The sequence below is a fragment of the Pseudomonas arabinosi genome (assembly GCF_047758675.1).
In the GTDB taxonomy this organism is placed as follows: domain Bacteria; phylum Pseudomonadota; class Gammaproteobacteria; order Pseudomonadales; family Pseudomonadaceae; genus Aquipseudomonas; species Aquipseudomonas arabinosi.
The window spans coordinates 631,029-651,635 of the sequence record NZ_CP180480.1 but is presented as its reverse complement, the minus strand read 5'-3'; the positions used below and the strand labels follow the sequence as shown (position 1 = coordinate 651,635).

Here is a 20,607-nt window from a genome sequence, read left to right as displayed (position 1 = left end):
CGAGCCTGCTCGCGATGGCGTCAGTTCAGTCAGCACAAGACTTCAGGCTGGGGCCATTTCCTGCGCCAGGCCGAGAAACGCCGCCGGCAGCCGCGCGCCTTTTCGCTCTTTGAGGCAGTACAAATACTCGGGGATCTGCGGCGCATTCTCGATGGTCAGCACGCGCAGTTGCGGATCATGCGGCACTTCCTGTCGGGCAATGATGCTGATGCCGATGTTGCGCAACACCGCCTCACGGATCGATTCACGGCTGCCAATCTCCAGCAGCGGACCGAAACTCACCCCGGCGCTGGCCAGCAATTCTTCGGTCAGACGTCGAGTGGTCGAACCCGTTTCGCGCATCAATAACGTATGCCCGGCCAATGCACTGAGCGGCACATGGTCGTGGACCGCCAGCGGATGATTGCGATGCACCGCCAGCACCAGCGGATCGCTGCCGAGCACCCGACGAATCAGCCGCGCATCCTCCAGTAACTGCGACGACGCCGCGACATCGACCCGGTAATCCTCCAGCGCTTCAAGCACCTGCTGGGAGTTGCCGATTTCCACCGACACTTCCACCTGTGGCAAGCGCTCGCGAAAGGTCTTCACCAGATCGAGGATGTAATAAGGCGCCGTGGCCGCAATGCGCAACGTGCCTTGAACCTGGCCGCTGTTGCGCAGGAAAAACTCGATGTCGGCTTCCTGCTGCAACAGCACCTTGACCATCGGCAGCAACCGCGCGCCTTCATCGCTGACGCTGAGGCGGCGGCCGCCACGGTAGAACAGCTCGACCGAGTACTGACTTTCCAGATTGCGAATCTGCGTCGTCACCGTGGGTTGGCTCAGGCCGAGTTTTTTCGCCGCCAGGGTAATGCTGCCCAGACGGGCAACCATGTAAAACGCCTTCAGCTCGGCACTCAGCACGCCCTTTCCTCATCGCTTATTTGCGCAACAGGCGCAAACCGTTAAACACCACCAACAGGCTCACGCCCATGTCGGCGAACACCGCCATCCACATGGTGGCGATCCCGGCGAAGGTTACCCCAAGAAAGATCGCTTTGATGACCAATGCCAGGGCAATGTTCTGTTTGAGGATGCTTGAGGTTTGCCGTGACAGCCGGATGAAGGTCGGGATCTTGCGCAGATCGTCGTCCATCAGGGCGACATCGGCGGTTTCGATGGCGGTATCGGTGCCCGCCGCCGCCATGGCAAAACCGATCTCGGCTCGCGCCAGCGCCGGGGCGTCGTTGATGCCGTCGCCGACCATGCCGACGTTATGGCCCTGTGCATAAAGGGCTTCGATGGCTTGCAGCTTGTCGGTCGGCAGTAGATCGCCCTTGGCCTCGTCGATGCCGACTTGCGCGGCAATCGCCTGAGCGGTGTGGACGTTATCGCCGGTCAGCATCAGGGTTTTGATGCCCAGGTCGTGCAGTTGCTGGATTGCTTCGCGGCTGGACTCTTTCACGGTGTCGGCCACGGCGAACAGCGCCAATGGACCGGACTTGTCGAGCAGCAGCACCACGGACTTGCCCTGCTTCTCCAGCGCGAACAGCTTCTCTTCCAGTTCGGGCGAGCACAGGTTCAGTTCTTCCACTAACCGGTGGTTGCCCAAGTGGTAAACCTGACCATTGATTTCGCCGCGTACACCGCGACCGGCCAGCGCCTCAAAGTTATCCACAATCAGCGGTGCGAGTTGTTTATCCACAGCCGCGTTGGCGATGGCCAAGGACACTGGGTGATCGGAGCGACCGGCCAGCGCCGCTGCAATCGCCGGGGCCGACTCGTCAGCGGTTGGATCAAGCGACAGGTAATCGGTCTGCACCGGTTTGCCGTGCGTGATCGTGCCGGTCTTGTCCAAAGCCAGGTAATCGAGCTTGTAACCGCCCTCCAGATAAACGCCGCCCTTCACCAGAATGCCTTTGCGCGCCGCTGCCGCGAGGCCGCTGACGATGGTCACTGGCGTAGAAATCACCAGTGCACATGGGCAAGCGACCACCAGCAACACCAATGCCCGGTAGATCCAGTCGAACCACAGCGCACCCATAAACAGTGGAGGAATCACCGCCACCGCGAGGGCCAGGATGAACACCGCCGGGGTGTAGATCTTCGAGAAGCTGTCGACGAAACGCTGGGTCGGTGCCCGCGCGCCCTGAGCCTGTTCCACGGCGTGGATGATTCGCGCCAGGGTCGAGTTGTTGGCCGCTGCGGTTACCGAGTACTCCAGGGAACCGGCCTGGTTGATGGTGCCGGCGAAAACCTTATCACCGACAGTCTTCTCAACTGGCAGGCTTTCACCGGTGATCGGCGCCTGATCGATGGTTGAACTGCCCGATACCACTTCACCGTCCAGACCGATTCGCTCGCCGGGACGCACCCGCACTCGCGCGCCCAACTCGATCGCTTTGACGTCCCGCTCGACCCAACTGCCATCGGCCTGCAGCACCGTGGCCTGTTCGGGGGTCATCTGCATCAGACCGCCAATGGCGTTGCGTGCCCGGTCCAGCGACTTGGCTTCGATCAACTCGGCTACGGTGAACAGGAACATCACCATCGCCGCTTCCGGCCACTGACCGATCAGGATCGCGCCGGTCACCGCGATGCTCATCAGCGCGTTGATGTTCAGGTTGAGGTTTTTAAGTGCGATCCAACCCTTTTTATAGGTGCCGAGGCCGCCGCTGAGGATCGAGATCAGCGCGATAACCGCCACCACCCAGTTCGGCGCGGCGTTGGTGAAGTGGATCACTTCGGCGGCGAGTGCACCGATACCGGACAGCGCCAAGGGCCACCAGGGCTTTTTCTCGGGGGCCGGCGCTGGCGGTTCAACGCCCTGCTCCAGCGGCTCGGCCTGCATGCCGAGGGACTTGATGGCGTCGATGATCGGCGCGGTGCTCGGCAGGTCATGGGTGACGCCCAGCACGCGGTTGATCAGGTTGAATTCCAGTTGCTGCACGCCCACGAGCTTGCCGAGTTTGTTCTCGATCAGCGTCTGCTCGGTCGGGCAATCCATGGCGTCGATGCGGAAGCTGCTCAGTCGCGCACCGGCCGTTGGGGTTTCGCTCAACTTGATCAGCGACGGCGCCGCCACTTTGGACGAACAGCAGGAATCCCCGTGGCCGCTGTGGTCATGCTTCTGTACAGGCTGCAGCTTGTGGCTGTGATCGTGATCGTGATCGTGATCAGCCTCGGGTTTGTTCGTGTGAAGGGAATCGCTCATTGGGTCGCGTCCGGAAAGGTGCCTGTTGCCAAGTAAAGACCCTGTAGCCACTATAGGGTCAAGCACCTATTTGGAGATTGCCGTCATGAAGATCGGAGAACTGGCCAAACTCACCGACTGCGCCGTGGAAACCATCCGCTACTACGAGCGTGAAAACCTGCTGCCGGAGCCGGCCCGCAGCGACGGCAACTACCGCGTCTACACCCAGGCCCACGCCGAGCGCCTGACCTTCATCCGCAACTGCCGAACCCTCGACATGACTCTGGAAGAAATCCGCAGCCTGCTGGCCCTGCGCGACAGCCCGCAGGATCAGTGCGAAAGCGTGAATGCGCTGATCGACGAACACATTCATCACGTGAAGGCGCGGATTGATGGGTTGCTGGCGTTGCAGACACAACTGCTCGACCTGCGCCAACGTTGCAGCGAAGGGCCGGATATCGATCAGTGCGGGATTTTGCAGCGATTGGAGGTGAGTGGCGGGGTTGTGGCGACGGAGGTTGAGCATTCCCATGTCGGCCGCAGTCACGGGCATTAAGAACACCACAAATCAAAATGTAGGAGTGAGCCTGCTCGCGATAGCGATTGTTCAGTCACATCGATATTGGATGTGCCGACGTCATCGCGAGCAGCCTCACTCCTACAGGGGTATTGCGTGGTTCTTCAGACCGCCATCGGCGCGGTCATTGGGGCGTGGTGCTCGTAGCCTTCCAGCGAAAAATCGCTCGGCTCGATCAACTCCAGCCACTCCGGCTGATACACACCGGTCTTGGCAAATTCCGGCACACGATCACTAATCACCAGTTTCGGCATCGGGAACGGCTCGCGCTTGAGCTGTTCATTCAGCATGTCCAAGTGGTTTTCGTAGACGTGTGCATCACCGATGAAATAGGTGAACCAGCGCGGCGTGTAACCGGTCAGGCGACCGATCAGGCTCAGCAGCGCGGCGCCTTCGGTGAGGTTGAACGGCGTGCCCAGGCCCAAATCATTGGAGCGGATGTACAGAGTCAAAGAGATCTCTTTGGTCTCCACATTCGGGTGGAACTGGTACAGCAAGTGGCACGGCGGCAGGGCCATTTCATCAAGTTGAGCCACGTTCCAGCCGTGGAACAGGATACGGCGACTGCCCGGATCCTTGATGATGGTGTCGATGCACTGGCGGATCTGGTCGATCGCCTTGTACAGCACCACGTAGGCCTGGCCGTCTTCTTCGCCTTCGGCAATCTGACGATAACCTTGGCTCAGGGTCTGCTCGATGGCCGCCTGGTTGCTGACCGGGATCTGCTTGTACGCCGGCCATTTGCGCCATTGCACGCCGTAGATCTCGCCGAGGTCGTCTTCGCCCTGACGGAACGGGTTGGCCAGCCACTGGGCGTTTTCGTTGGCGTTCTGATCCCAGACCTTGCAGCCCAAGGCACGGAACTCGGCAGCGTTGTTCACCCCGCGCAGAAAACCACACATCTCGCCGACGGCCGATTTGAAGGCCATCTTGCGCGTGGTGATCGCCGGGAAACCTTCCTTCAGGTCATAACGCAGCATCGCGCCAGGGAAGCTGATGGTGTTCACGCCAGTGCGGTTGGCTTGCTTGGTGCCGTTCTTGATGACGTGGGCGACCAGTTCGAGATATTGCTTCATGAGTTACCTGTGTCCTTGAACCCGGGACCGTCGCCCCGGGGTTCGAATTTATACGGCCGCCGCTGGAGCCGCCGGTGCACGGTGATACGCCAGCCAGATCAAGTACAAACCGCCGACGATCATCGGTACGCACAGTACCTGACCCATGGTCAGCCAGTTCCAGGCCAGATAGCCCAGTTGCGCGTCCGGCACCCGGACGAATTCGACGATGAAACGGAAGATGCCATAGAACAGCGCGAACATCCCGGACACCGCCATGGTCGGCCGCGGCTTGCGCGAGTACAACCAGAGAATGGCGAACAGCGCGACGCCCTCGAGGGCGAACTGGTACAGCTGCGACGGGTGACGCGCCAGTTGCGCCGGATCGGTCGGGAAGACCATCGCCCACGGCACATCGGTGGCCTTGCCCCACAACTCAGCGTTGATGAAGTTGCCGATACGTCCGGCGCCCAGACCGATCGGCACCATTGGCGCGACGAAATCCATCAGCTGGAAGAACGACTTGCCGTTCTTTTTACCGAACCACAACGCGGCCAACATCACGCCGATGAACCCGCCGTGGAACGACATGCCGCCCTTCCACACTTCAAAGATCAACAGCGGGTTGGCGATGTAGGCGCTCAGGTCGTAAAACAGCACATAACCCAAGCGACCACCGACGATGACGCCCATCGACATCCAGAACACCATGTCGGAGAGTTTCTCCTTGGTCCAGGTCGGGTCGAAGCGGTTCAGCCGACGCGATGCCAGCAGCCAGGCGCCGCCGATGCCGATCAGGTACATCAAGCCGTACCAGTGGATTTTCAGCGGACCGATGGCCAAGGCCACCGGGTCGATCTGCGGGTAAGGCAGCATTGCGACTCCTTGTTAGAGTTGAAACTTTCAAAATTCCCGGGCGACGCTGTCACGCCAGGATTAAGTCAGGATTGCGGTACACGTCAGAGCAAGAAATTCAGGCCCACGCAGAACAGCAAAGCGGCGAACAGTCTTTTCAGCAACTTCGGCGACAGGCTGTGGGCCAGTCGTGCGCCGAGGCGGGCGAAGAACATGCTGGTCAGGGCGATCCCCAGCAACGCCGGCAAATAAATAAAACCGAGACTATGGGCCGGCAGCGATGGATCGTGCCAGCCCAGAATCATGAAAAATAACGCACTGGACAACGCAATCGGCAGACCGCAGGCGGATGAAGTCGCCACGGCTTGCTGCATCGGTACGCTGCGCCAGGTCAGGAACGGCACCGTCAGCGAGCCGCCGCCAATCCCGAAAATCGCCGAGGCCCAGCCAATCACACTGCCGGCCACGGTCAGACCGACTTTACCCGGCACCATTCGGCTGGCCTTGGGTTTGAAATCCAGTGCCAGTTGCGCAGCGATGACCAGCGCGAAGACGCCAATGATTTTCTGCAAGTTGGGGCCGGAGATCGCTTCAGCCGTCAGCGCGCCGAAACCGGCACCAATGAGAATACCGAGCGTCATCCAGGCAAAAATCGGCCAACGCACGGCACCGCGACGGTGATGTTCGCGGATCGCATTGACCGAGGTAAATATGATCGTCGCCAGGGACGTGCCGACCGCCAGGTGCGTGAGGATCGACGGATCGAACCCTTGCAGCTTGAAACTGTAGACCAGCACCGGAACGATAATGATCCCGCCGCCGACCCCGAACAGCCCGGCCAGCACACCTGCACAGGCGCCGAGCGCCAGATAGAGCAGAAATTCCATGCGCATCCCCAAATGAGAGCGGCATGGTAACGGATGCATGGCCTCAAGCTCCACTGGATGGCGATGGATACCCACACGATGACTGAGTAGAGTGGGCAGAAAACACACAAGGACTACCTTATGTGCCTGATTGTTTTCGCTTGGCGACCGGGTCACGCCCAGCCGCTGATCGTGGCGGCCAACCGCGACGAATTCTATGCCCGGCCCAGCCTGCCGCTGGCGCAATGGCCCGAAGCACCGCACGTGCATGCCGGTCGCGACCTGGAGGCCGGGGGCACCTGGCTCGGTGTTGGCGCCAATGGACGCTTCGCCGCGCTGACCAATATCCGCGATCCGCATCAGCCTCCCGCACGCAAGTCGCGAGGGGATCTGGTGGCGCGATTTCTTGGCGGGGATATGCCGATAGATGACTATTTGAGCGACGTTGTTGCACGTTCGCTGGAATATTCCGGATTTAATCTGCTGATCGGTAACGCCAACGAACTGTGGCACTTCAATGCCCGGGAGACTGAGGCGGTGATGCTGCCACCGGGGGTTTACGGGTTGTCGAACGCGGGGCTGGATACGCCGTGGCCGAAACTGCTCAAGGCGCGGGCAGCGCTGGAGGAAGTGCTGGACGATCCGCAACCCCAGGCTTTATTGGCGTTGCTGAATGATCCGCTGACGGCGCCATTTGCCGAACTGCCGGATACCGGGGTCGGGTTGGCCACCGAGACGTTGCTGTCGAGTGTGTTTATTGCCAGTCCGACTTATGGGACGCGAGCGAGTACGGCGTTGATTGTTCAGGCGGATGGGACGCGGTGGATGGTTGAGCGGAGTTTTGGGCCGTATGGGGGGCATTTGGGGGAGGTGGAAGTACGAGTTTAGATTTGTGGGGTGTCAGTTAGAACCACCCCTCACCCTAACCCTCTCCCCAAGGGGTAGAGGGGACTGACCGAGGTGTTTTTTCGAGCTACATCGACCTGAGATATCGAGCCGAACTCAGGTTTGAACAGCATGGAGATCGGCTCCCTTTCCCCCTCTCCCCCATGGGGAGAGGGCTGGGGTGAGGGGTCGATTTTAGAGTCGCACCAGGTTTAGAGGGTCTTAACCGAAGCCGGATTAATCATCCGCGCCAACCCAAGGTTCTTCAGCGCGAGTTGCAGCGAGCTGTGGATAACTTGCGGGTTGTCGATGGTCATCAGCTCGGCGAGCAATTCCTTGGCCTTGCTCAGGTTGATCTGACGCAACATCCACTTCACTTTCGGCAAATTGGTGGCGTTCATCGACAGACTGTCGAAGCCCATCGCCATCAACAGCACCGCCGCTGCCGGATCGCCGGCCATCTCACCGCAGATACTCACTGGCTTGCCTTCGGCATGGGCATCACGCACCACGCTCTGAAGGGCTTGCAGCACCGCTGGGTGCAGGTAGTCGTAGAGGTCGGCTACCCGCGGGTTGTTTCGATCCACGGCCAGCAAGTACTGGGTCAGGTCGTTGGAGCCGACCGACAGGAAATCCACTTGCCGCGCCAGTTCCTTGGTCTGATAAACCGCCGCCGGAATTTCGATCATCACGCCGATCGGCGGCATAGGCACATCGCAGCCTTCGTCGCGGACTTCGCCCCAGGCCCGGTGAATCAAGTGAAGGGCTTCTTCCAGCTCGTGGGTGCCGGAGATCATCGGCAGCAGAATCCGCAGGTTGTTCAAGCCTTCGCTGGCCTTGAGCATGGCGCGGGTCTGCACCAGGAAGATTTCCGGGTGGTCGAGCGTGACGCGAATACCGCGCCAGCCGAGGAACGGGTTGTCTTCCTTGATCGGGAAATACGACAGCGACTTGTCACCGCCGATGTCCAGGCTGCGCATGGTCACCGGTTGCGGGTGGAAAGCGGCGAGCTGCTCGCGATAAATCGCCAGTTGCTCTTTTTCGCTCGGGAAGCGCTGGTTGATCATGAACGGCACTTCGGTGCGGTACAGGCCAACGCCTTCAGCGCCACGCTTCTGCGCTCGCGCCACGTCCGCCAGCAGGCCGGTGTTGACCCACAGCGGCATGCGGTGGCCATCGAGGGTCACGCACGGCAAGTCGCGCAGCTTATCCAGCCCGAGGGACAGTTGTTTCTCTTCCTCGACCACTTCGGCGAACTGCTTGCGCAGCACGTCACTCGGGTTGGTGTAGACCTCCCCGTGGTAGCCGTCGACGATCATCTGGATGCCGTCGACTTTCGAATACGGCAGGTCGACCAGGCCCATCACCGTCGGGATACCCATGGCTCGCGCCAGGATCGCCACGTGGGAGTTGCCGGAACCGAGTACCGAGACCAGACCGACCAGCTTGCCTTCCGGCACCTCGCCGAGCATCGCCGGCGTCAGTTCTTCACTGATCAGGATGGTGTTGTCTGGGTAAACCAGGGTCTGTTGACGCTCTTCCTGCAGATAAGCCAGCAAACGCCGGCCGAGGTCTTTGACGTCGGAAGCGCGCTCACGCAGGTAGGCGTCGTCCATCAATTCGAAACGGTTGACGTGTTCGGTGACCACCTGACGCAACGCGCCCTGGGCCCACTGACCGGTCTTGATCACGGTGGTGATTTCGCTGCCCAGCGAGGCATCGTCGAGCATCATCAAGTAGACATCGAACAGCGCACGCTCTTCCGGGCGCAACTGGTTCGCCAGCTTGGCGGACAAGGCGCGCATGTCGGCGCGCACGCCTTCGATGGCGGTCTTGAACAACCCAAGTTCGGCGGTGATGTCGGTGATGGTCTTGTCGGGCACCACGTCCAGATCGGCTGGCGGCAGCATGACCACCGCGGTACCGACCGCCGCACCCGGCGAACCCGGTACGCCGATGAACTTGGCTTCCTGAATGCCCTTGCCCTGACGGCCCAGGCCCCGGATCGAACCGGTGGCTTCGGCGTGGGCGATAACGCCGGCGAGCTGCGCGCTCATGGTCACGAGGAAGGCTTCTTCACCTTCGTCGAACTGGCGACGTTCTTTTTGCTGAATGACCAACACGCCGACGACGCGGCGGTGGTGAATGATCGGAGCCCCGAGGAATGAGGCATAGCGCTCTTCACCGGTCTCGGCGAAGTAGCGGTAGCGCGGGTGATCCGCGGCGTTTTCGAGGTTCAGGGGTTCTTCACGCGTGCCGACCAGGCCGACCAGACCTTCGTTGGGTGCCATGCTGACTTTGCCGATCGAGCGCTTGTTCAAGCCCTCGGTGGCCATCAGCACGAAGCGGTTGGTCTCAGGATCAAGCAGGTAGACCGAGCAGACCTGGCTGCCCATGGCCTCTTTGACGCGCAACACAATAATCCCCAACGCCGCCTTGAGATCCTTGGCGGAGTTAACTTCCTGGACGATCTTGCGCAGCGTATTGAGCATGGCTCGGGGTCGAACTCCGTCGTCAGTCGCGCGATAAAAGGCGCGGGGCAAGCTCTTTGAGAGCGCGTCGATACACTTCGCGCTTGAATGTCACCACCTGGCCCAACGGATACCAATAACTGACCCAGCGCCAGCCATCGAATTCCGGTTTACCGGTCAAATCCATCCGCACCCGCTGCTCGTTGGAGACCAGGCGCAGGAGAAACCATTTTTGTTTCTGGCCGATGCACAGCGGTTGGCTGTGCGTGCGGACCAGACGTTGCGGCAAACGATAGCGCAACCAGCCCCGGGTGCAGGCGAGAATTTCAACATCTTCGCGCTCAAGCCCCACTTCTTCGTTCAACTCGCGGTACAAGGCGTCTTCCGGCGTCTCCTGGGGGTTGATCCCGCCCTGTGGAAACTGCCAGGCATCTTGATTGATACGGCGAGCCCATAGCACCTGTCCGGCATCATTCGTGAGAATGATCCCGACATTGGGGCGGAAACCATCGGGGTCGATCACGGCAACAACCTCGCAAACGCATGTCGCCGCATTGTTCCACAAAGGTTGTGAAAGCAGCAACGAGCCGACCTACCTTATGTGCACTCTTGTGAAAAGTCCGTATTCTGGACGCCTTTCTACAGACTTTTCAGCGAGTAACTGCAATGCGGCTGGCTTTATTCGACTTGGACAACACGCTCTTGGGCGGTGACAGTGACCACGCCTGGGGCGATTACCTGTGCGAACGCGGCTTCCTCGACGCCGTCGCCTACAAGGCGCGCAACGATGAGTTCTATCAGGATTACCTGGCCGGCAAGCTGGATAACGACGCCTACCTGAACTTCTGCCTGGAAGTCCTCGGCCGCACCGAGATGGCCACACTGGATCAATGGCACCAGGATTACATGCGCGACTGCATTGAGCCGATTGTGTTGCCCAAGGGTCTCGAACTACTGGCCAAGCACCGCGAGGCCGGCGACAAACTGGTGATCATCACCGCGACCAACCGTTTTGTCACCGGGCCGATTGCCCAGCGTCTGGGCGTCGAAACCCTGATCGCCACGGAATGTGAAATGGTTGATGGCCGCTACACCGGGCGCAGCACCGACGTGCCGTGCTTCCGTGAAGGCAAGGTGACGCGGTTGAATCGCTGGCTGGAAGAGACCGGGTATTCGTTGGAGGACAGCTATTTCTACAGCGACTCGATGAATGATTTTCCGTTGCTGGAGCGGGTGACGCATCCAGTGGCTGTCGATCCGGACCCGAATCTGCGTGCCGAAGCCGAGAAGCGTAGTTGGCCGGTGATGTCGTTGCGCGATTGAAATCGCCATCGCGAGCAAGCTCGCTCCCACAGGGATTCGCGTCGATCACAAATCCAATGTGGGAACGAGCTTGCTCGCGATGGGGCCGACTCGGTCCAAAGCCTTAAACAGGCTTGGCGCCCATCAACCCCGCAATGGCGATAAAGCAGACAAAACTGAACAACGCCAAGGCAAAGGTGAACTTGCCGTTGCCACCCGGAACGATGCGCAGTTTGTTAAGCCGCACCAGCAACCAGAACCAGCCCAACGCCGCGACGGTGTAAAGCACACTGGACGCCAACAACCAGGTCTGCCCCAACGGCCAGCCCACCAGATGCACCATCCACCAGCCGGTAAACGGCATGCTCAGTAGCGCCAGCCCCATCACCAGCCAGATAAACACCCGCGGGCGCTGCAACGTGCGTGCGTGAGCCGTTGCGTCACCATTACGGCGTGTACGCCAGACCCAGATCGCCAGACCCAGTGCGCTGACCAGCAGCAACACCGTCGCCACCATATGAGCGACTTTCAGGGCGGTTAACGTTTCCATTGTTCAATTTCCTTATGGCTTGGCCATCAGCGTAGCCGCTCAGCCGAGAAACAGCTGATAGGCCGGGTTGTCACTTTCGTCCCAGTACGGGTAGCCGATTTCTTCCAGCGCTGCGGGCACCAGGTGGCGTTCATCGTGAGGCACTTGCAGGCCCGCGACCACACGACCATCCGCGGCGCCATGGTTGCGGTAGTGGAACATCGAGATGTTCCAGCGCCCGCCGAGCTTGTTGAGGAAGTTGAACAGCGCGCCCGGACGCTCCGGGAATTCGAAGCGCAGAATCACTTCATCAACCACATGAGCCGCACGGCCGCCAACCATGTGGCGGATGTGCAACTTGGCCAACTCGTTGTCGGTCAGGTCGAGCACCGGGAAACCCTGCTCGGTCAGGCTGGCCAGCAGCGCACTGCGCGGATCGTTTTCCGGGTGCGTCTGCACGCCAACAAAGATGTGCGCCTCGCTGCCGGTGTTGTAGCGGTAGTTGAATTCGGTGATCTGACGCTTGCCGATGGCTTCACAGAACGCCTTGAAGCTGCCCGGCTTCTCGGGAATCGTCACAGCGATAATCGCTTCGCGGCCCTCGCCCAGTTCAGCGCGCTCGGCGACGTGGCGCAGGCGGTCGAAGTTGACGTTGGCGCCGGAGTCGATGGCCACAAAGGTGTGACCGGTGACGCCGCGTTGCTCGACGTATTTCTTGATCCCTGCCACGCCCAATGCGCCGGCAGGTTCAGTGATCGAGCGGGTATCGTCGTAGATATCCTTGATCGCCGCACAGATTTCATCGGTGCTGACGGTGATCACTTCATCGACATAGTCTTTGCAGATATCAAAGGTGTGCTGACCAATCTGCGCCACTGCGACGCCATCAGCGAAGAGGCCCACGGTCGGCAGGATCACACGCTCGCCGGCCGCCATGGCGGCTTGAAGGCAATTGGAATCGTCCGGCTCGACGCCGATGATTTTGATTTCAGGTCGCAAGTACTTCACGTACGCCGCGATCCCGGCGATCAATCCGCCACCGCCCACCGGGACGAAGATCGCGTCCAGACGGCCAGGGTGCTGGCGCAGAATCTCCATCGCCACCGTGCCCTGCCCGGCAATGGTGTGGGGATCGTCGTAAGGGTGGATGTAGACGTAGCCTTTTTCGTCGACCAGTTTCAGCGAGTAGGCCAGGGCTTCCGGGAACGAATCCCCGTGCAGCACCACTTTGCCGCCACGGGAACGCACGCCTTCGACTTTGATTTCCGGGGTGGTCTTGGGCATCACGATGGTCGCTTTCACGCCCAACACTTTCGCCGCCAGGGCCAGGCCTTGTGCGTGATTACCCGCTGAAGCGGTGACCACGCCGCGAGCGCGCTCTTCATCACTGAGCTGAGTCAGCTTGTTGTAGGCGCCACGAATCTTGAACGAGAACACCGGCTGCAAGTCTTCGCGCTTGAGCCAAATACTGTTGCCCAGCCGCTCGGAGAGCTGGCGGGCAGTCTGCAATGGGGTTTCTACGGCAACGTCATAAACGCGCGAGGTGAGGATCTTTTTGACGTACTGTTCGAGCATCGGAAAGCATCACTGAGCGGGTTGGGCAGGGCCAAGGAGTCTAACCCGGCTTTTGCCTGAGCGACCACACGAATCAAGAGGTTTTAACTCGGCATGGGGCTATAATGCCGGCCTTTCCGTTCCCCCCTTGCCCGCTTCGGAGCCCGCATGAACCAGGATCAACTCAAACAGGCAGTGGCTCAGGCCGCCGTCGACTTCATCCTCCCGAAACTCGACGACAAGAGCATCGTCGGGGTCGGCACCGGCTCCACCGCCAACTGCTTCATCGATGCACTGGCCAAGCACAAAGGCGCGTTCGACGGCGCGGTCGCCAGTTCCGAAGCCACCGCTGCCCGCCTCAAGGGCCACGGCATTCCGGTGTATGAGCTGAACACCGTCAGCGACCTGGAGTTCTACGTCGACGGCGCCGATGAAAGCGACGAGCACCTGAACCTGATCAAGGGCGGTGGCGCAGCCCTGACCCGCGAGAAGATTGTGGCGGCCGTGGCCAAGACCTTTATCTGCATCGCCGACGCCAGCAAACTGGTGCCGGTGCTCGGCGCGTTCCCGCTGCCGGTGGAAGTGATCCCGATGGCCCGCAGCCACGTGGCCCGCGAGCTGGTGAAGCTCGGTGGCGACCCGGTTTACCGTGAAGGCGTGTTGACCGACAACGGCAACATCATCCTCGACGTGTTCAACATGCAGATCACCAACCCGGTGGAGCTGGAGACCCAGATCAATGCGATCGTCGGCGTGGTCACCAACGGTTTGTTCGCGGCTCGTCCGGCGGATTTGCTGCTGCTGGGCACCAGCGAAGGCGTGAAAACCCTGCGCGCCCTGTAAACCCAAGAACACTGCAAAACCTGTGGGAGCGAACTTGCTCGCGATGAGGCCATGTCAGTCGACAGAGATGTTGAATGACAGACCACTATCGCGAGCAAGCTCGCTCCCACAGTGTTTTGGGGTGTTTGTTAGGGTTGTGCTGGTTTTTTGAAGACGTAGAACAGGTTCGGCTCGCTCACCAGGTACATCGTACCGTCGTCATCCATGGCGATCCCTTCCGCTTGCGGCACTGTCTTCTGCAACCCCTGACGCCCCTTGCTCAGTGACAGGGTGCTCAGCGGTCGCCCGTCGACATCGAGTTCCAGAATCAACCGCGACTCATCCGACAACGCCAGCAAATGGCCGCTGCGCTCGTCGTATTGCAGGCTCGACAGGTCCGTCACGAACATCCCGGCATCGCGCTTGGGGTTGTTCACTACGTGCACCGCGTAAGATTTTTCCGGGTTGTAATGGGGAAAGCCCTGCACTTCGTAGATCAACATCGGGTCGCGCTCCTTGGCGACGAACAACCGTTTGCCCACCGAGTCGTAGGCCAGGCCTTCGAAGCCCTTGTTGCCGCTCATGTGCACGCCAAGGGTCATCTGCTCGGCATCCGCTGCGTCGAGGAACGTTGTGTCCTTTTCCAGGTGAATCTTGATCAGCCGCTGCTCGCGCTCGTCAGTGATCACGTACGTGTCGGCGCTGATGAATTCCACGGCTTCCGGATCGCCAAACCCGACCAACGCAATGCGTCGAGTAATCTGGCCGTCCAGCGACAGTTCGATAAGCTCTGAGTTTTTGTTGGTGACGGTGAACAGGCTTTTGCGCACCGGATCGAAGGTCAGCGCCGAAACATCGTCGTCCAGCCCCTCAATGACTCGCGCCTCGACCGCTACCTGGTACTGATCCAGAGCGATGGACTGACTATTCATAGGCTGCCAAAGGGTATGCAGGTTGAACCAGGCGCGTTCGAACAGGCGCAGGTACTGGCCGGCCGCAACCAGCGCGATCAACGCAATGACCGACAGGATCAGAATCAGGGGTTTGGGGCGGGCAAGTCGGCGCATTCGGGCAAGCTCGGAATCAGGGCGGGCGGATGAAATACCACGGCTGTCTGAACTGAAGCTTAATGGCCAGTGGCCGCGGCCCCGCAGGTGTACCCCAACAGGTGACCGCGCGCCACCCTCACGGCAGGCTTATTTCTGCTTTTCGAAGCGATAGAACAGGTTCGGCTCGCTCACCAGGTACAGCGTGCCCGCATCGTCCATGGTCACGCCTTCGGCGCGAGGAATGGTTTTCTTCAAACCATTGAAGCCGCCCAGCAAGGTCATGAAGCTAACCTGCTCACCCTTCTCGTCCAGCTCCAGCAACAAATGGGAGTCGGCAGACAGCACCAGGGTGTGCCCGGTGTGCGGGTCGATGGCCAGCGCCGAGAGGTTGCGGATGTCCAGTTCATCACTGGTGAGTTTCTGCTTGTCACCGGTGAGTGTCTGGCCATCGTTGCTTTTCCAGGTGAACAACGCCGGAGGACGCTCTTCACCCAGCAACATTTGTTGATTGCGCGAATCCCAGACGATGGCTTCGAACGCCTTGTTCTGGTCTTTCGAAGGGCCGAGGTCGTATTTCGGGAAGTCGGCGATGTTCAGCTCGCGGGTATCGGCATCGACCTTGACGATGGAAAGCATGTGTTTGCGCTCATCGACGATGGCCAGCAGACCGTTGCCCATTACAGTCACGCCTTCCGGGTTGCTCCAGCCCACCAGCGGCATCTTGCGCAGCACGTCACCCTGCAACGTCAGCTGGACCAGGAACGGTTTATTGCCCATGACTGAAAACAGGGTTTTGGACTGCGGATCGTAGGCCAGGTCCGAGGCTTCGTCCTTCTCCATGCCCGGCAGCACCTTGGCATCGATCACTGCCCGGTAATCCGGCAGCCAGATGCTCTCCTGGCGTTCGGCGGGGCTTTCGAAACGCTCCAGCACCCAGAGCACACCACGGTCATCCCAATGCATCGCAAATGCGAGGCCATACGCGGCGGCGGCTACCAGCAAAAGCCAGGAATACCAACGCATGACAAAGCGCGAGCGGCGGGCAGTTTTAAGCTTGGGCAGTGGTTGGGTGACCATCGAGGGATGCGTTCCAGAAATTCAGGCTAAGGGTAATAGCACAATTGGGACCGGCTCAGACGCCGCAAGTCCCGGAATTATCCGGACGAGATGTGAAAAAAACGGGAAATGGCGGGAAAGCCCTTTTGTGGCTGAACACAAAAACCAATGTGGGAGCGAGCCTGCTCGCGATGAGGCCAGTACATCCAACAATGATGTTGAATGACAGACCGCTATCGCGAGCAGGCTCGCTCCCACAGTTTTTTTTGCGGTGATGCGACTAGCGGACGCTGCTGGTGAAGCTGCTGGCGCCTGGCAATTCGATCACCAGTTCGTCACCGACATTCAGCGGGCCAACGCCAACCGGCGTACCCGTCAGGATCACGTCACCGGCCTGCAGCGAGAAGCAGCCGGCCATGTGCTGGATCATCGGCACGATCGGGTTGAGCATCGCGCTGCTGTTGCCGTCCTGGCGCACTTCACCGTTGATGGTCAGGCGGATGCCGATGTCGGTCAGGTCAGCGAACGTGCTGCCGGACACGAATGGCGCAATCACCGCAGCACCGTCGAAGGACTTGGCGATTTCCCACGGCAGGCCCTTGGCTTTCAGCTCGGCCTGCTTGTCGCGCAGGGTCAGGTCCAGGGCCGGGGCGAAGCCGGAGATAGCATCGAGCACTTCTTCACGGCTCGGTTTGGTCGACAAAGGCTTGCCGATCAACACCGCGATTTCCGCTTCGTAATGCACCGAGCCACGTTCAGTCGGAATGCTGAAACCACCTTCCAGCGGCACTACGCAACTGCCCGGCTTGATGAACAGCAGCGGTTCTGTAGGCACCGGGTTGTCCAGTTCCTTGGCGTGTTCGGCGTAGTTACGGCCGATGCACACCACTTTCCCCAGCGGGAAGTGAATACGCGTACCGTCGACATACTGGTGCTGATAGCTCATTACCGACTCCTGTTTCGTTGCTCTTAAATTCAAAAGTCAAACAGCGAAAATTTTGCCCGGGTTCATGATGCCGTTCGGGTCGAACACCGCTTTGACGGCTTTCATGTACTCGATCTCGACCTTTGATCTGCTGTAGGTCAAGTAGTCACGCTTGGTCATGCCCACGCCATGTTCGGCGGAAATCGAACCGTTGTACTTCTCAACGGTTTCGAACACCCACTTGTTGACGGTCGCGCACTTGGCGAAGAACTCGTCCTTGCTCAGGTTTTCCGGCTTGAGGATGTTCAAGTGCAGGTTGCCGTCGCCGATGTGGCCGAACCAGACGATTTCGAAATCCGGGTAGTGTTCGCCGACGATCGCGTCGATTTCCTTCAGGAACGCCGGGACTTTCGACACAGTGACCGAAATGTCGTTCTTGTACGGCGTCCAGTGGGAAATGGTCTCGGAGATGTATTCACGCAGCTTCCAGAGGTTCTGCAGTTGGGTTTCGCTCTGGCTCATCACGCCGTCCAGCACCCAACCCTGCTCAACGCAGTGCTCGAAGGTTTCCAGGGCGTGGTTGGCCACTTCTTCGGTGGTCGCTTCGAATTCCAGCAGCGCGTAGAACGGGCAATCTGTTTCGAATGGCGCGGGTACGTCGCCTCGGCCCATGACCTTTGCCAAGGCTTTGTCGGAGAAGAATTCGAAGGCGGTCAGGTCGAGCTTGCTCTGGAACGCGTGCAGTACCGGCATGATCGAGTCGAAATCGGTGGTGCCAAGGACCATCGCGGTGAGGTTTTTCGGGGCACGGTCCAGACGCATGGTCGCTTCAACCACAAAACCGAGGGTGCCTTCAGCGCCGATGAACAGCTGACGCAGGTCGTAGCCGGTAGCGTTCTTGATCAGGTCTTTGTTCAGCTCCAGCAGATCGCCTTTGCCGGTGACCACTTTCATGCCAGCGACCCAGTTACGGGTCATGCCGTAGCGAATCACCTTGATCCCGCCGGCATTGGTGCCGATATTGCCGCCAATCTGGCTGGACCCTGCCGATGCGAAATCCACCGGGTAGTACAGGCCTTTTTCTTCGGCGACGTTCTGCAGGTGTTCGGTCACCACACCCGGCTGGCAGACCGCGGTACGGTCGGTCATGTTCACGTCGAGGATCTGGTTCATGTAGTCGAAGGACACAACGACTTCGCCATTGGCAGCCACCGCCGCGGCGGACAGCCCGGTGCGACCGCCGGACGGCACCAGCGCGATGTTGTGCTCATTGGCCCAACGGACAATGGCCTGGACCTGCTCGGTGGTCTTGGGGAACACGATGGCAGTCGGGGCCGGGGCGAAATGCTTGGTCCAATCCTTACCGTAAGCATTCAGGGAGTCGGCATCGGTCAACACCTTGCCAGGCTCAACCAGGGTCTTCAGCTCTTCAATCAGGGCAGGATTGGTCATCGACAGAACTCTCGAACAATTCATGGTCATCCTGAGAACGCTTCACGTCGCAGGAATGAGTGTTTAGCGGGGTGCATATGCTAGCATACCGACCCCGCAGGATAGTGCCCAACGGCTATTCTGTGGCGACGGCCTTCTTGCCGTCCGGGTCAGCATCTGTTGACCATTTCCTGCCATTTTTCTCCGGGATACAGGTTTACGCAGATGAGCAAGACTTCTCTCGATAAGAGCAAGATCAAGTTCCTTCTTCTCGAAGGCGTCCACCAATCGGCTGTCGACGTCCTCAAGTCGGCGGGCTACACCAGCATCGAGTACCTCACAGGTTCTCTGCCGGAAGCCCAGTTGAAGGAAAAGATCGCTGATGCGCACTTCATCGGCATTCGCTCCCGCACTCAACTGACCGAAGAGATCTTCGATCACGCGAAGAAACTGGTCGCTGTCGGCTGTTTCTGCATCGGCACCAACCAGGTTGACCTTAATGCTGCCCGCGAACGCGGCATCGCAGTGTTCAACGCTCCGTACTCCAACACTCGCTCCGTTGCCGAGCTGGTGCTGGCCGAAGCGATCCTGTTGCTGCGCGGCATCCCTGAGAAGAACGCTTCCTGCCACCGTGGCGGCTGGATCAAGAGCGCAGCCAACTCCTTCGAAATCCGCGGCAAGAAGCTCGGCATCGTCGGTTACGGCTCGATCGGTACTCAACTGTCGGTCCTGGCTGAAGGCCTGGGCATGCAGGTGTACTTCTACGACACCGTGACCAAGCTGCCATTGGGCAACGCGACTCAGGTCGGTAACCTGACCGAGCTGCTGGGCATGTCCGACATCGTTACCCTGCACGTTCCGGAAACCGCTGCGACCCAGTGGATGATCGGCGAGAAAGAAATCCGTGCGATCAAGAAGGGCGGCATTCTGATCAACGCGGCTCGCGGCACTGTAGTTGAACTGCAAGCGCTGGCGGACGCGATCAAGGACAAGCACCTGATCGGCGCGGCCATCGACGTGTTCCCGGTGGAGCCTCGCTCCAACGACGAAGAGTTCGAAAGCCCGCTGCGTGGCCTGGACAACGTCATCCTGACCCCGCACATCGGCGGTTCCACCGCTGAAGCGCAAGCCAACATCGGTCTGGAAGTGGCAGAGAAGCTGGTCAAGTACAGCGACAACGGTACGTCGGTGTCCTCGGTCAACTTCCCGGAAGTGGCCCTGCCGGCTCACCCTGGCAAGCACCGCCTGCTGCACATCCACGAGAACATTCCGGGTGTGATGAGCGAGATCAACAAGGTCTTCGCCGAAAACGGTATCAACATTTCCGGTCAGTTCCTGCAAACCAACGAGAAAGTCGGTTACGTCGTGATCGACGTCGACGCCGATTACTCGGAAATTGCCCAAGAGAAGCTGCAGCACATCAACGGCACCATTCGTTGCCGCGTGTTGTTCTGATAGTGACTTGAGCGACAAAAAAAGGAGACCTTCGGGTCTCCTTTTTCATGGGCGTGACTAATGTTACTTAACGTTGACGGTGATTTTCTCCGACACGATCGGCGGATCGAACGGCATGTGGCCGCTATCGCCCAGCTCCAGCTGCAAGGTGTGTTTGCCCGGCGTCAGTTTTACTTCAGCCTGGGTCTGCGCCTTGCCGAAATGCAGGTGGTTGGCATCGTTGGGGATCGGCGCACCGGCGGCTGGCAGTTGATCGACATCGATCAGCAAGTGGTGATGGCCGGTGTTCTTGGTGACATCGCCCGCTGGCGCCAGCGCAATGTTCTCGACCGCGAACTTGACGACGACGGTTTGCGGAACCGTGGCTCCATCCGCAGGAGAGACGATGGACACTTCTGCACCTTTGGGAGCCGGTGTAGCAGCCGTTGCCAGCATCGAAGCACCCATCAACAGGCCAGCCAATGCTGCTCGTGACATAAAGGTTTTCATTCTCTTCTCCAGTTTTTCCGTAAAATCCGTGTGGCCATGACAACTTCACGGCCAATCGTTGTCGAAGGCACTCGACAACCATAGCAAAGCGAGCCTGAATCAGAGCATCGC

Annotated in this window: 19 protein-coding genes; 5 read left to right on the top strand and 14 right to left on the bottom strand. The window is 59.7% G+C overall.

Annotated features, from left to right (window positions below):
- Nucleotides 1-42: 42 nt before the first annotated feature.
- Nucleotides 43-906 (bottom strand): LysR family transcriptional regulator, encoded by an 864-nt coding sequence (locus ACMXYJ_RS02965; protein ID WP_415758724.1) that lies wholly within the window; start codon nt 904-906, stop codon nt 43-45.
- A 16-nt stretch (nt 907-922) separates the two neighbouring features.
- On the bottom strand, nt 923-3,196 hold the full coding sequence (locus tag ACMXYJ_RS02960; protein ID WP_415758723.1) for a heavy metal translocating P-type ATPase: 2,274 nt from the start codon (nt 3,194-3,196) through the stop codon (nt 923-925).
- Nucleotides 3,197-3,281: 85 nt separating this feature from the next.
- On the opposite strand from ACMXYJ_RS02960, the gene cadR reads away from it, so the two are divergent.
- Nucleotides 3,282-3,731: a Cd(II)/Pb(II)-responsive transcriptional regulator gene (gene cadR, locus ACMXYJ_RS02955; RefSeq protein ID WP_046045180.1), complete on the top strand. Its 450-nt coding sequence runs from the start codon at nt 3,282-3,284 to the stop codon at nt 3,729-3,731.
- Nucleotides 3,732-3,856: 125 nt separating this feature from the next.
- Here the strand turns inward: cadR and ACMXYJ_RS02950 are convergent, their stop codons facing one another.
- The 3 genes from ACMXYJ_RS02950 to ACMXYJ_RS02940 form a co-directional block, all read right to left on the bottom strand.
- Entirely contained in the window at nt 3,857-4,828 is a 972-nt protein-coding gene (locus ACMXYJ_RS02950; protein ID WP_415758722.1) for a thymidylate synthase, read from the bottom strand.
- A gap of 48 nt (nt 4,829-4,876) precedes the next feature.
- A complete protein-coding gene (gene lgt / locus ACMXYJ_RS02945; RefSeq protein WP_415758721.1) occupies nt 4,877-5,683 on the bottom strand; it encodes a prolipoprotein diacylglyceryl transferase in 807 nt (268 codons plus the stop codon).
- 83 nt (nt 5,684-5,766) lie between these two features.
- Nucleotides 5,767-6,549 (bottom strand): sulfite exporter TauE/SafE family protein, encoded by a 783-nt coding sequence (locus ACMXYJ_RS02940; protein WP_415758720.1) that lies wholly within the window; start codon nt 6,547-6,549, stop codon nt 5,767-5,769.
- Nucleotides 6,550-6,669: 120 nt separating this feature from the next.
- Between ACMXYJ_RS02940 and ACMXYJ_RS02935 the strand changes: the two genes are divergently transcribed.
- Complete coding sequence (locus ACMXYJ_RS02935; RefSeq protein WP_415758719.1) at nt 6,670-7,416, top strand: NRDE family protein; 747 nt, start codon at nt 6,670-6,672, stop codon at nt 7,414-7,416.
- Between the two features lie 209 nt (nt 7,417-7,625).
- Here the strand turns inward: ACMXYJ_RS02935 and ptsP are convergent, their stop codons facing one another.
- Both ptsP and ACMXYJ_RS02925 read right to left on the bottom strand, forming a co-directional pair.
- The gene (ptsP, locus tag ACMXYJ_RS02930; RefSeq protein ID WP_415758718.1) at nt 7,626-9,905 is read right to left on the bottom strand and encodes a phosphoenolpyruvate--protein phosphotransferase; all 2,280 of its coding nucleotides are present in this window, start codon (nt 9,903-9,905) and stop codon (nt 7,626-7,628) included.
- Between the two features lie 22 nt (nt 9,906-9,927).
- Nucleotides 9,928-10,407, bottom strand: a complete 480-nt coding sequence (locus ACMXYJ_RS02925) for an RNA pyrophosphohydrolase (RefSeq protein WP_008150514.1) — start codon at nt 10,405-10,407, stop codon at nt 9,928-9,930.
- Nucleotides 10,408-10,550: 143 nt separating this feature from the next.
- Here ACMXYJ_RS02925 and ACMXYJ_RS02920 point away from each other — a divergent pair, with 143 nt between their 5' ends.
- Entirely contained in the window at nt 10,551-11,207 is a 657-nt protein-coding gene (locus ACMXYJ_RS02920; protein ID WP_415758717.1) for an HAD family hydrolase, read from the top strand.
- Nucleotides 11,208-11,310: 103 nt separating this feature from the next.
- Here the strand turns inward: ACMXYJ_RS02920 and ACMXYJ_RS02915 are convergent, their stop codons facing one another.
- On the bottom strand, nt 11,311-11,736 hold the full coding sequence (locus ACMXYJ_RS02915) for a DUF2269 domain-containing protein (protein ID WP_415758716.1): 426 nt from the start codon (nt 11,734-11,736) through the stop codon (nt 11,311-11,313).
- 39 nt (nt 11,737-11,775) lie between these two features.
- Nucleotides 11,776-13,290, bottom strand: coding sequence for a threonine ammonia-lyase, biosynthetic (gene ilvA / locus ACMXYJ_RS02910; RefSeq protein ID WP_008150508.1), 1,515 nt, complete (start codon nt 13,288-13,290; stop codon nt 11,776-11,778).
- 147 nt (nt 13,291-13,437) lie between these two features.
- On the opposite strand from ilvA, the gene rpiA reads away from it, so the two are divergent.
- Nucleotides 13,438-14,112, top strand: a complete 675-nt coding sequence (gene rpiA, locus ACMXYJ_RS02905; protein ID WP_415758715.1) for a ribose-5-phosphate isomerase RpiA — start codon at nt 13,438-13,440, stop codon at nt 14,110-14,112.
- A gap of 128 nt (nt 14,113-14,240) precedes the next feature.
- On the opposite strand, the gene ACMXYJ_RS02900 is transcribed toward rpiA, so the two are convergent.
- The 4 genes from ACMXYJ_RS02900 to ACMXYJ_RS02885 all read right to left on the bottom strand — a co-directional run bounded on the left by ACMXYJ_RS02900 (nt 14,241) and on the right by ACMXYJ_RS02885 (nt 18,573).
- Nucleotides 14,241-15,158 carry an SdiA-regulated domain-containing protein gene (locus tag ACMXYJ_RS02900; RefSeq protein ID WP_415758714.1) on the bottom strand — a complete coding sequence of 306 codons (918 nt, stop codon included), beginning with the start codon at nt 15,156-15,158 and terminating at the stop codon, nt 14,241-14,243.
- Between the two features lie 129 nt (nt 15,159-15,287).
- A complete protein-coding gene (locus ACMXYJ_RS02895) occupies nt 15,288-16,217 on the bottom strand; it encodes an SdiA-regulated domain-containing protein (RefSeq protein ID WP_415758713.1) in 930 nt (309 codons plus the stop codon).
- A gap of 259 nt (nt 16,218-16,476) precedes the next feature.
- The gene (locus tag ACMXYJ_RS02890; RefSeq protein WP_046053735.1) at nt 16,477-17,142 is read right to left on the bottom strand and encodes a fumarylacetoacetate hydrolase family protein; all 666 of its coding nucleotides are present in this window, start codon (nt 17,140-17,142) and stop codon (nt 16,477-16,479) included.
- A gap of 36 nt (nt 17,143-17,178) precedes the next feature.
- Nucleotides 17,179-18,573, bottom strand: a complete 1,395-nt coding sequence (locus ACMXYJ_RS02885) for an FAD-binding oxidoreductase (protein WP_415758712.1) — start codon at nt 18,571-18,573, stop codon at nt 17,179-17,181.
- Nucleotides 18,574-18,777: 204 nt separating this feature from the next.
- Between ACMXYJ_RS02885 and serA the strand changes: the two genes are divergently transcribed.
- Entirely contained in the window at nt 18,778-20,007 is a 1,230-nt protein-coding gene (gene serA / locus ACMXYJ_RS02880; protein ID WP_415758711.1) for a phosphoglycerate dehydrogenase, read from the top strand.
- Between the two features lie 63 nt (nt 20,008-20,070).
- Here the strand turns inward: serA and ACMXYJ_RS02875 are convergent, their stop codons facing one another.
- Nucleotides 20,071-20,496 carry a DUF4399 domain-containing protein gene (locus tag ACMXYJ_RS02875; RefSeq protein ID WP_056738851.1) on the bottom strand — a complete coding sequence of 142 codons (426 nt, stop codon included), beginning with the start codon at nt 20,494-20,496 and terminating at the stop codon, nt 20,071-20,073.
- Nucleotides 20,497-20,607: the final 111 nt, after the last annotated feature.

Bases quoted from the DNA above. Each gene is read 5' to 3' on its own strand.
- serA (WP_415758711.1), top strand. From the start codon at position 18,778: ATGAGCAAGACTTCTCTCGATAAGAGCAAGATCAAGTTCCTTCTTCTC.
- lgt (WP_415758721.1), bottom strand. From the start codon at position 5,683: ATGCTGCCTTACCCGCAGATCGACCCGGTGGCCTTGGCCATCGGTCCG.
- ACMXYJ_RS02885 (WP_415758712.1), bottom strand. From the start codon at position 18,573: ATGACCAATCCTGCCCTGATTGAAGAGCTGAAGACCCTGGTTGAGCCT.
- ACMXYJ_RS02920 (WP_415758717.1), top strand. From the start codon at position 10,551: ATGCGGCTGGCTTTATTCGACTTGGACAACACGCTCTTGGGCGGTGAC.
- ACMXYJ_RS02875 (WP_056738851.1), bottom strand. From the start codon at position 20,496: ATGAAAACCTTTATGTCACGAGCAGCATTGGCTGGCCTGTTGATGGGT.
- ACMXYJ_RS02950 (WP_415758722.1), bottom strand. From the start codon at position 4,828: ATGAAGCAATATCTCGAACTGGTCGCCCACGTCATCAAGAACGGCACC.
- ilvA (WP_008150508.1), bottom strand. From the start codon at position 13,290: ATGCTCGAACAGTACGTCAAAAAGATCCTCACCTCGCGCGTTTATGAC.
- ptsP (WP_415758718.1), bottom strand. From the start codon at position 9,905: ATGCTCAATACGCTGCGCAAGATCGTCCAGGAAGTTAACTCCGCCAAG.
- ACMXYJ_RS02895 (WP_415758713.1), bottom strand. From the start codon at position 16,217: ATGGTCACCCAACCACTGCCCAAGCTTAAAACTGCCCGCCGCTCGCGC.
- ACMXYJ_RS02940 (WP_415758720.1), bottom strand. From the start codon at position 6,549: ATGGAATTTCTGCTCTATCTGGCGCTCGGCGCCTGTGCAGGTGTGCTG.
- rpiA (WP_415758715.1), top strand. From the start codon at position 13,438: ATGAACCAGGATCAACTCAAACAGGCAGTGGCTCAGGCCGCCGTCGAC.
- ACMXYJ_RS02935 (WP_415758719.1), top strand. From the start codon at position 6,670: ATGTGCCTGATTGTTTTCGCTTGGCGACCGGGTCACGCCCAGCCGCTG.
- cadR (WP_046045180.1), top strand. From the start codon at position 3,282: ATGAAGATCGGAGAACTGGCCAAACTCACCGACTGCGCCGTGGAAACC.
- ACMXYJ_RS02915 (WP_415758716.1), bottom strand. From the start codon at position 11,736: ATGGAAACGTTAACCGCCCTGAAAGTCGCTCATATGGTGGCGACGGTG.
- ACMXYJ_RS02900 (WP_415758714.1), bottom strand. From the start codon at position 15,158: ATGCGCCGACTTGCCCGCCCCAAACCCCTGATTCTGATCCTGTCGGTC.
- ACMXYJ_RS02890 (WP_046053735.1), bottom strand. From the start codon at position 17,142: ATGAGCTATCAGCACCAGTATGTCGACGGTACGCGTATTCACTTCCCG.
- ACMXYJ_RS02960 (WP_415758723.1), bottom strand. From the start codon at position 3,196: ATGAGCGATTCCCTTCACACGAACAAACCCGAGGCTGATCACGATCAC.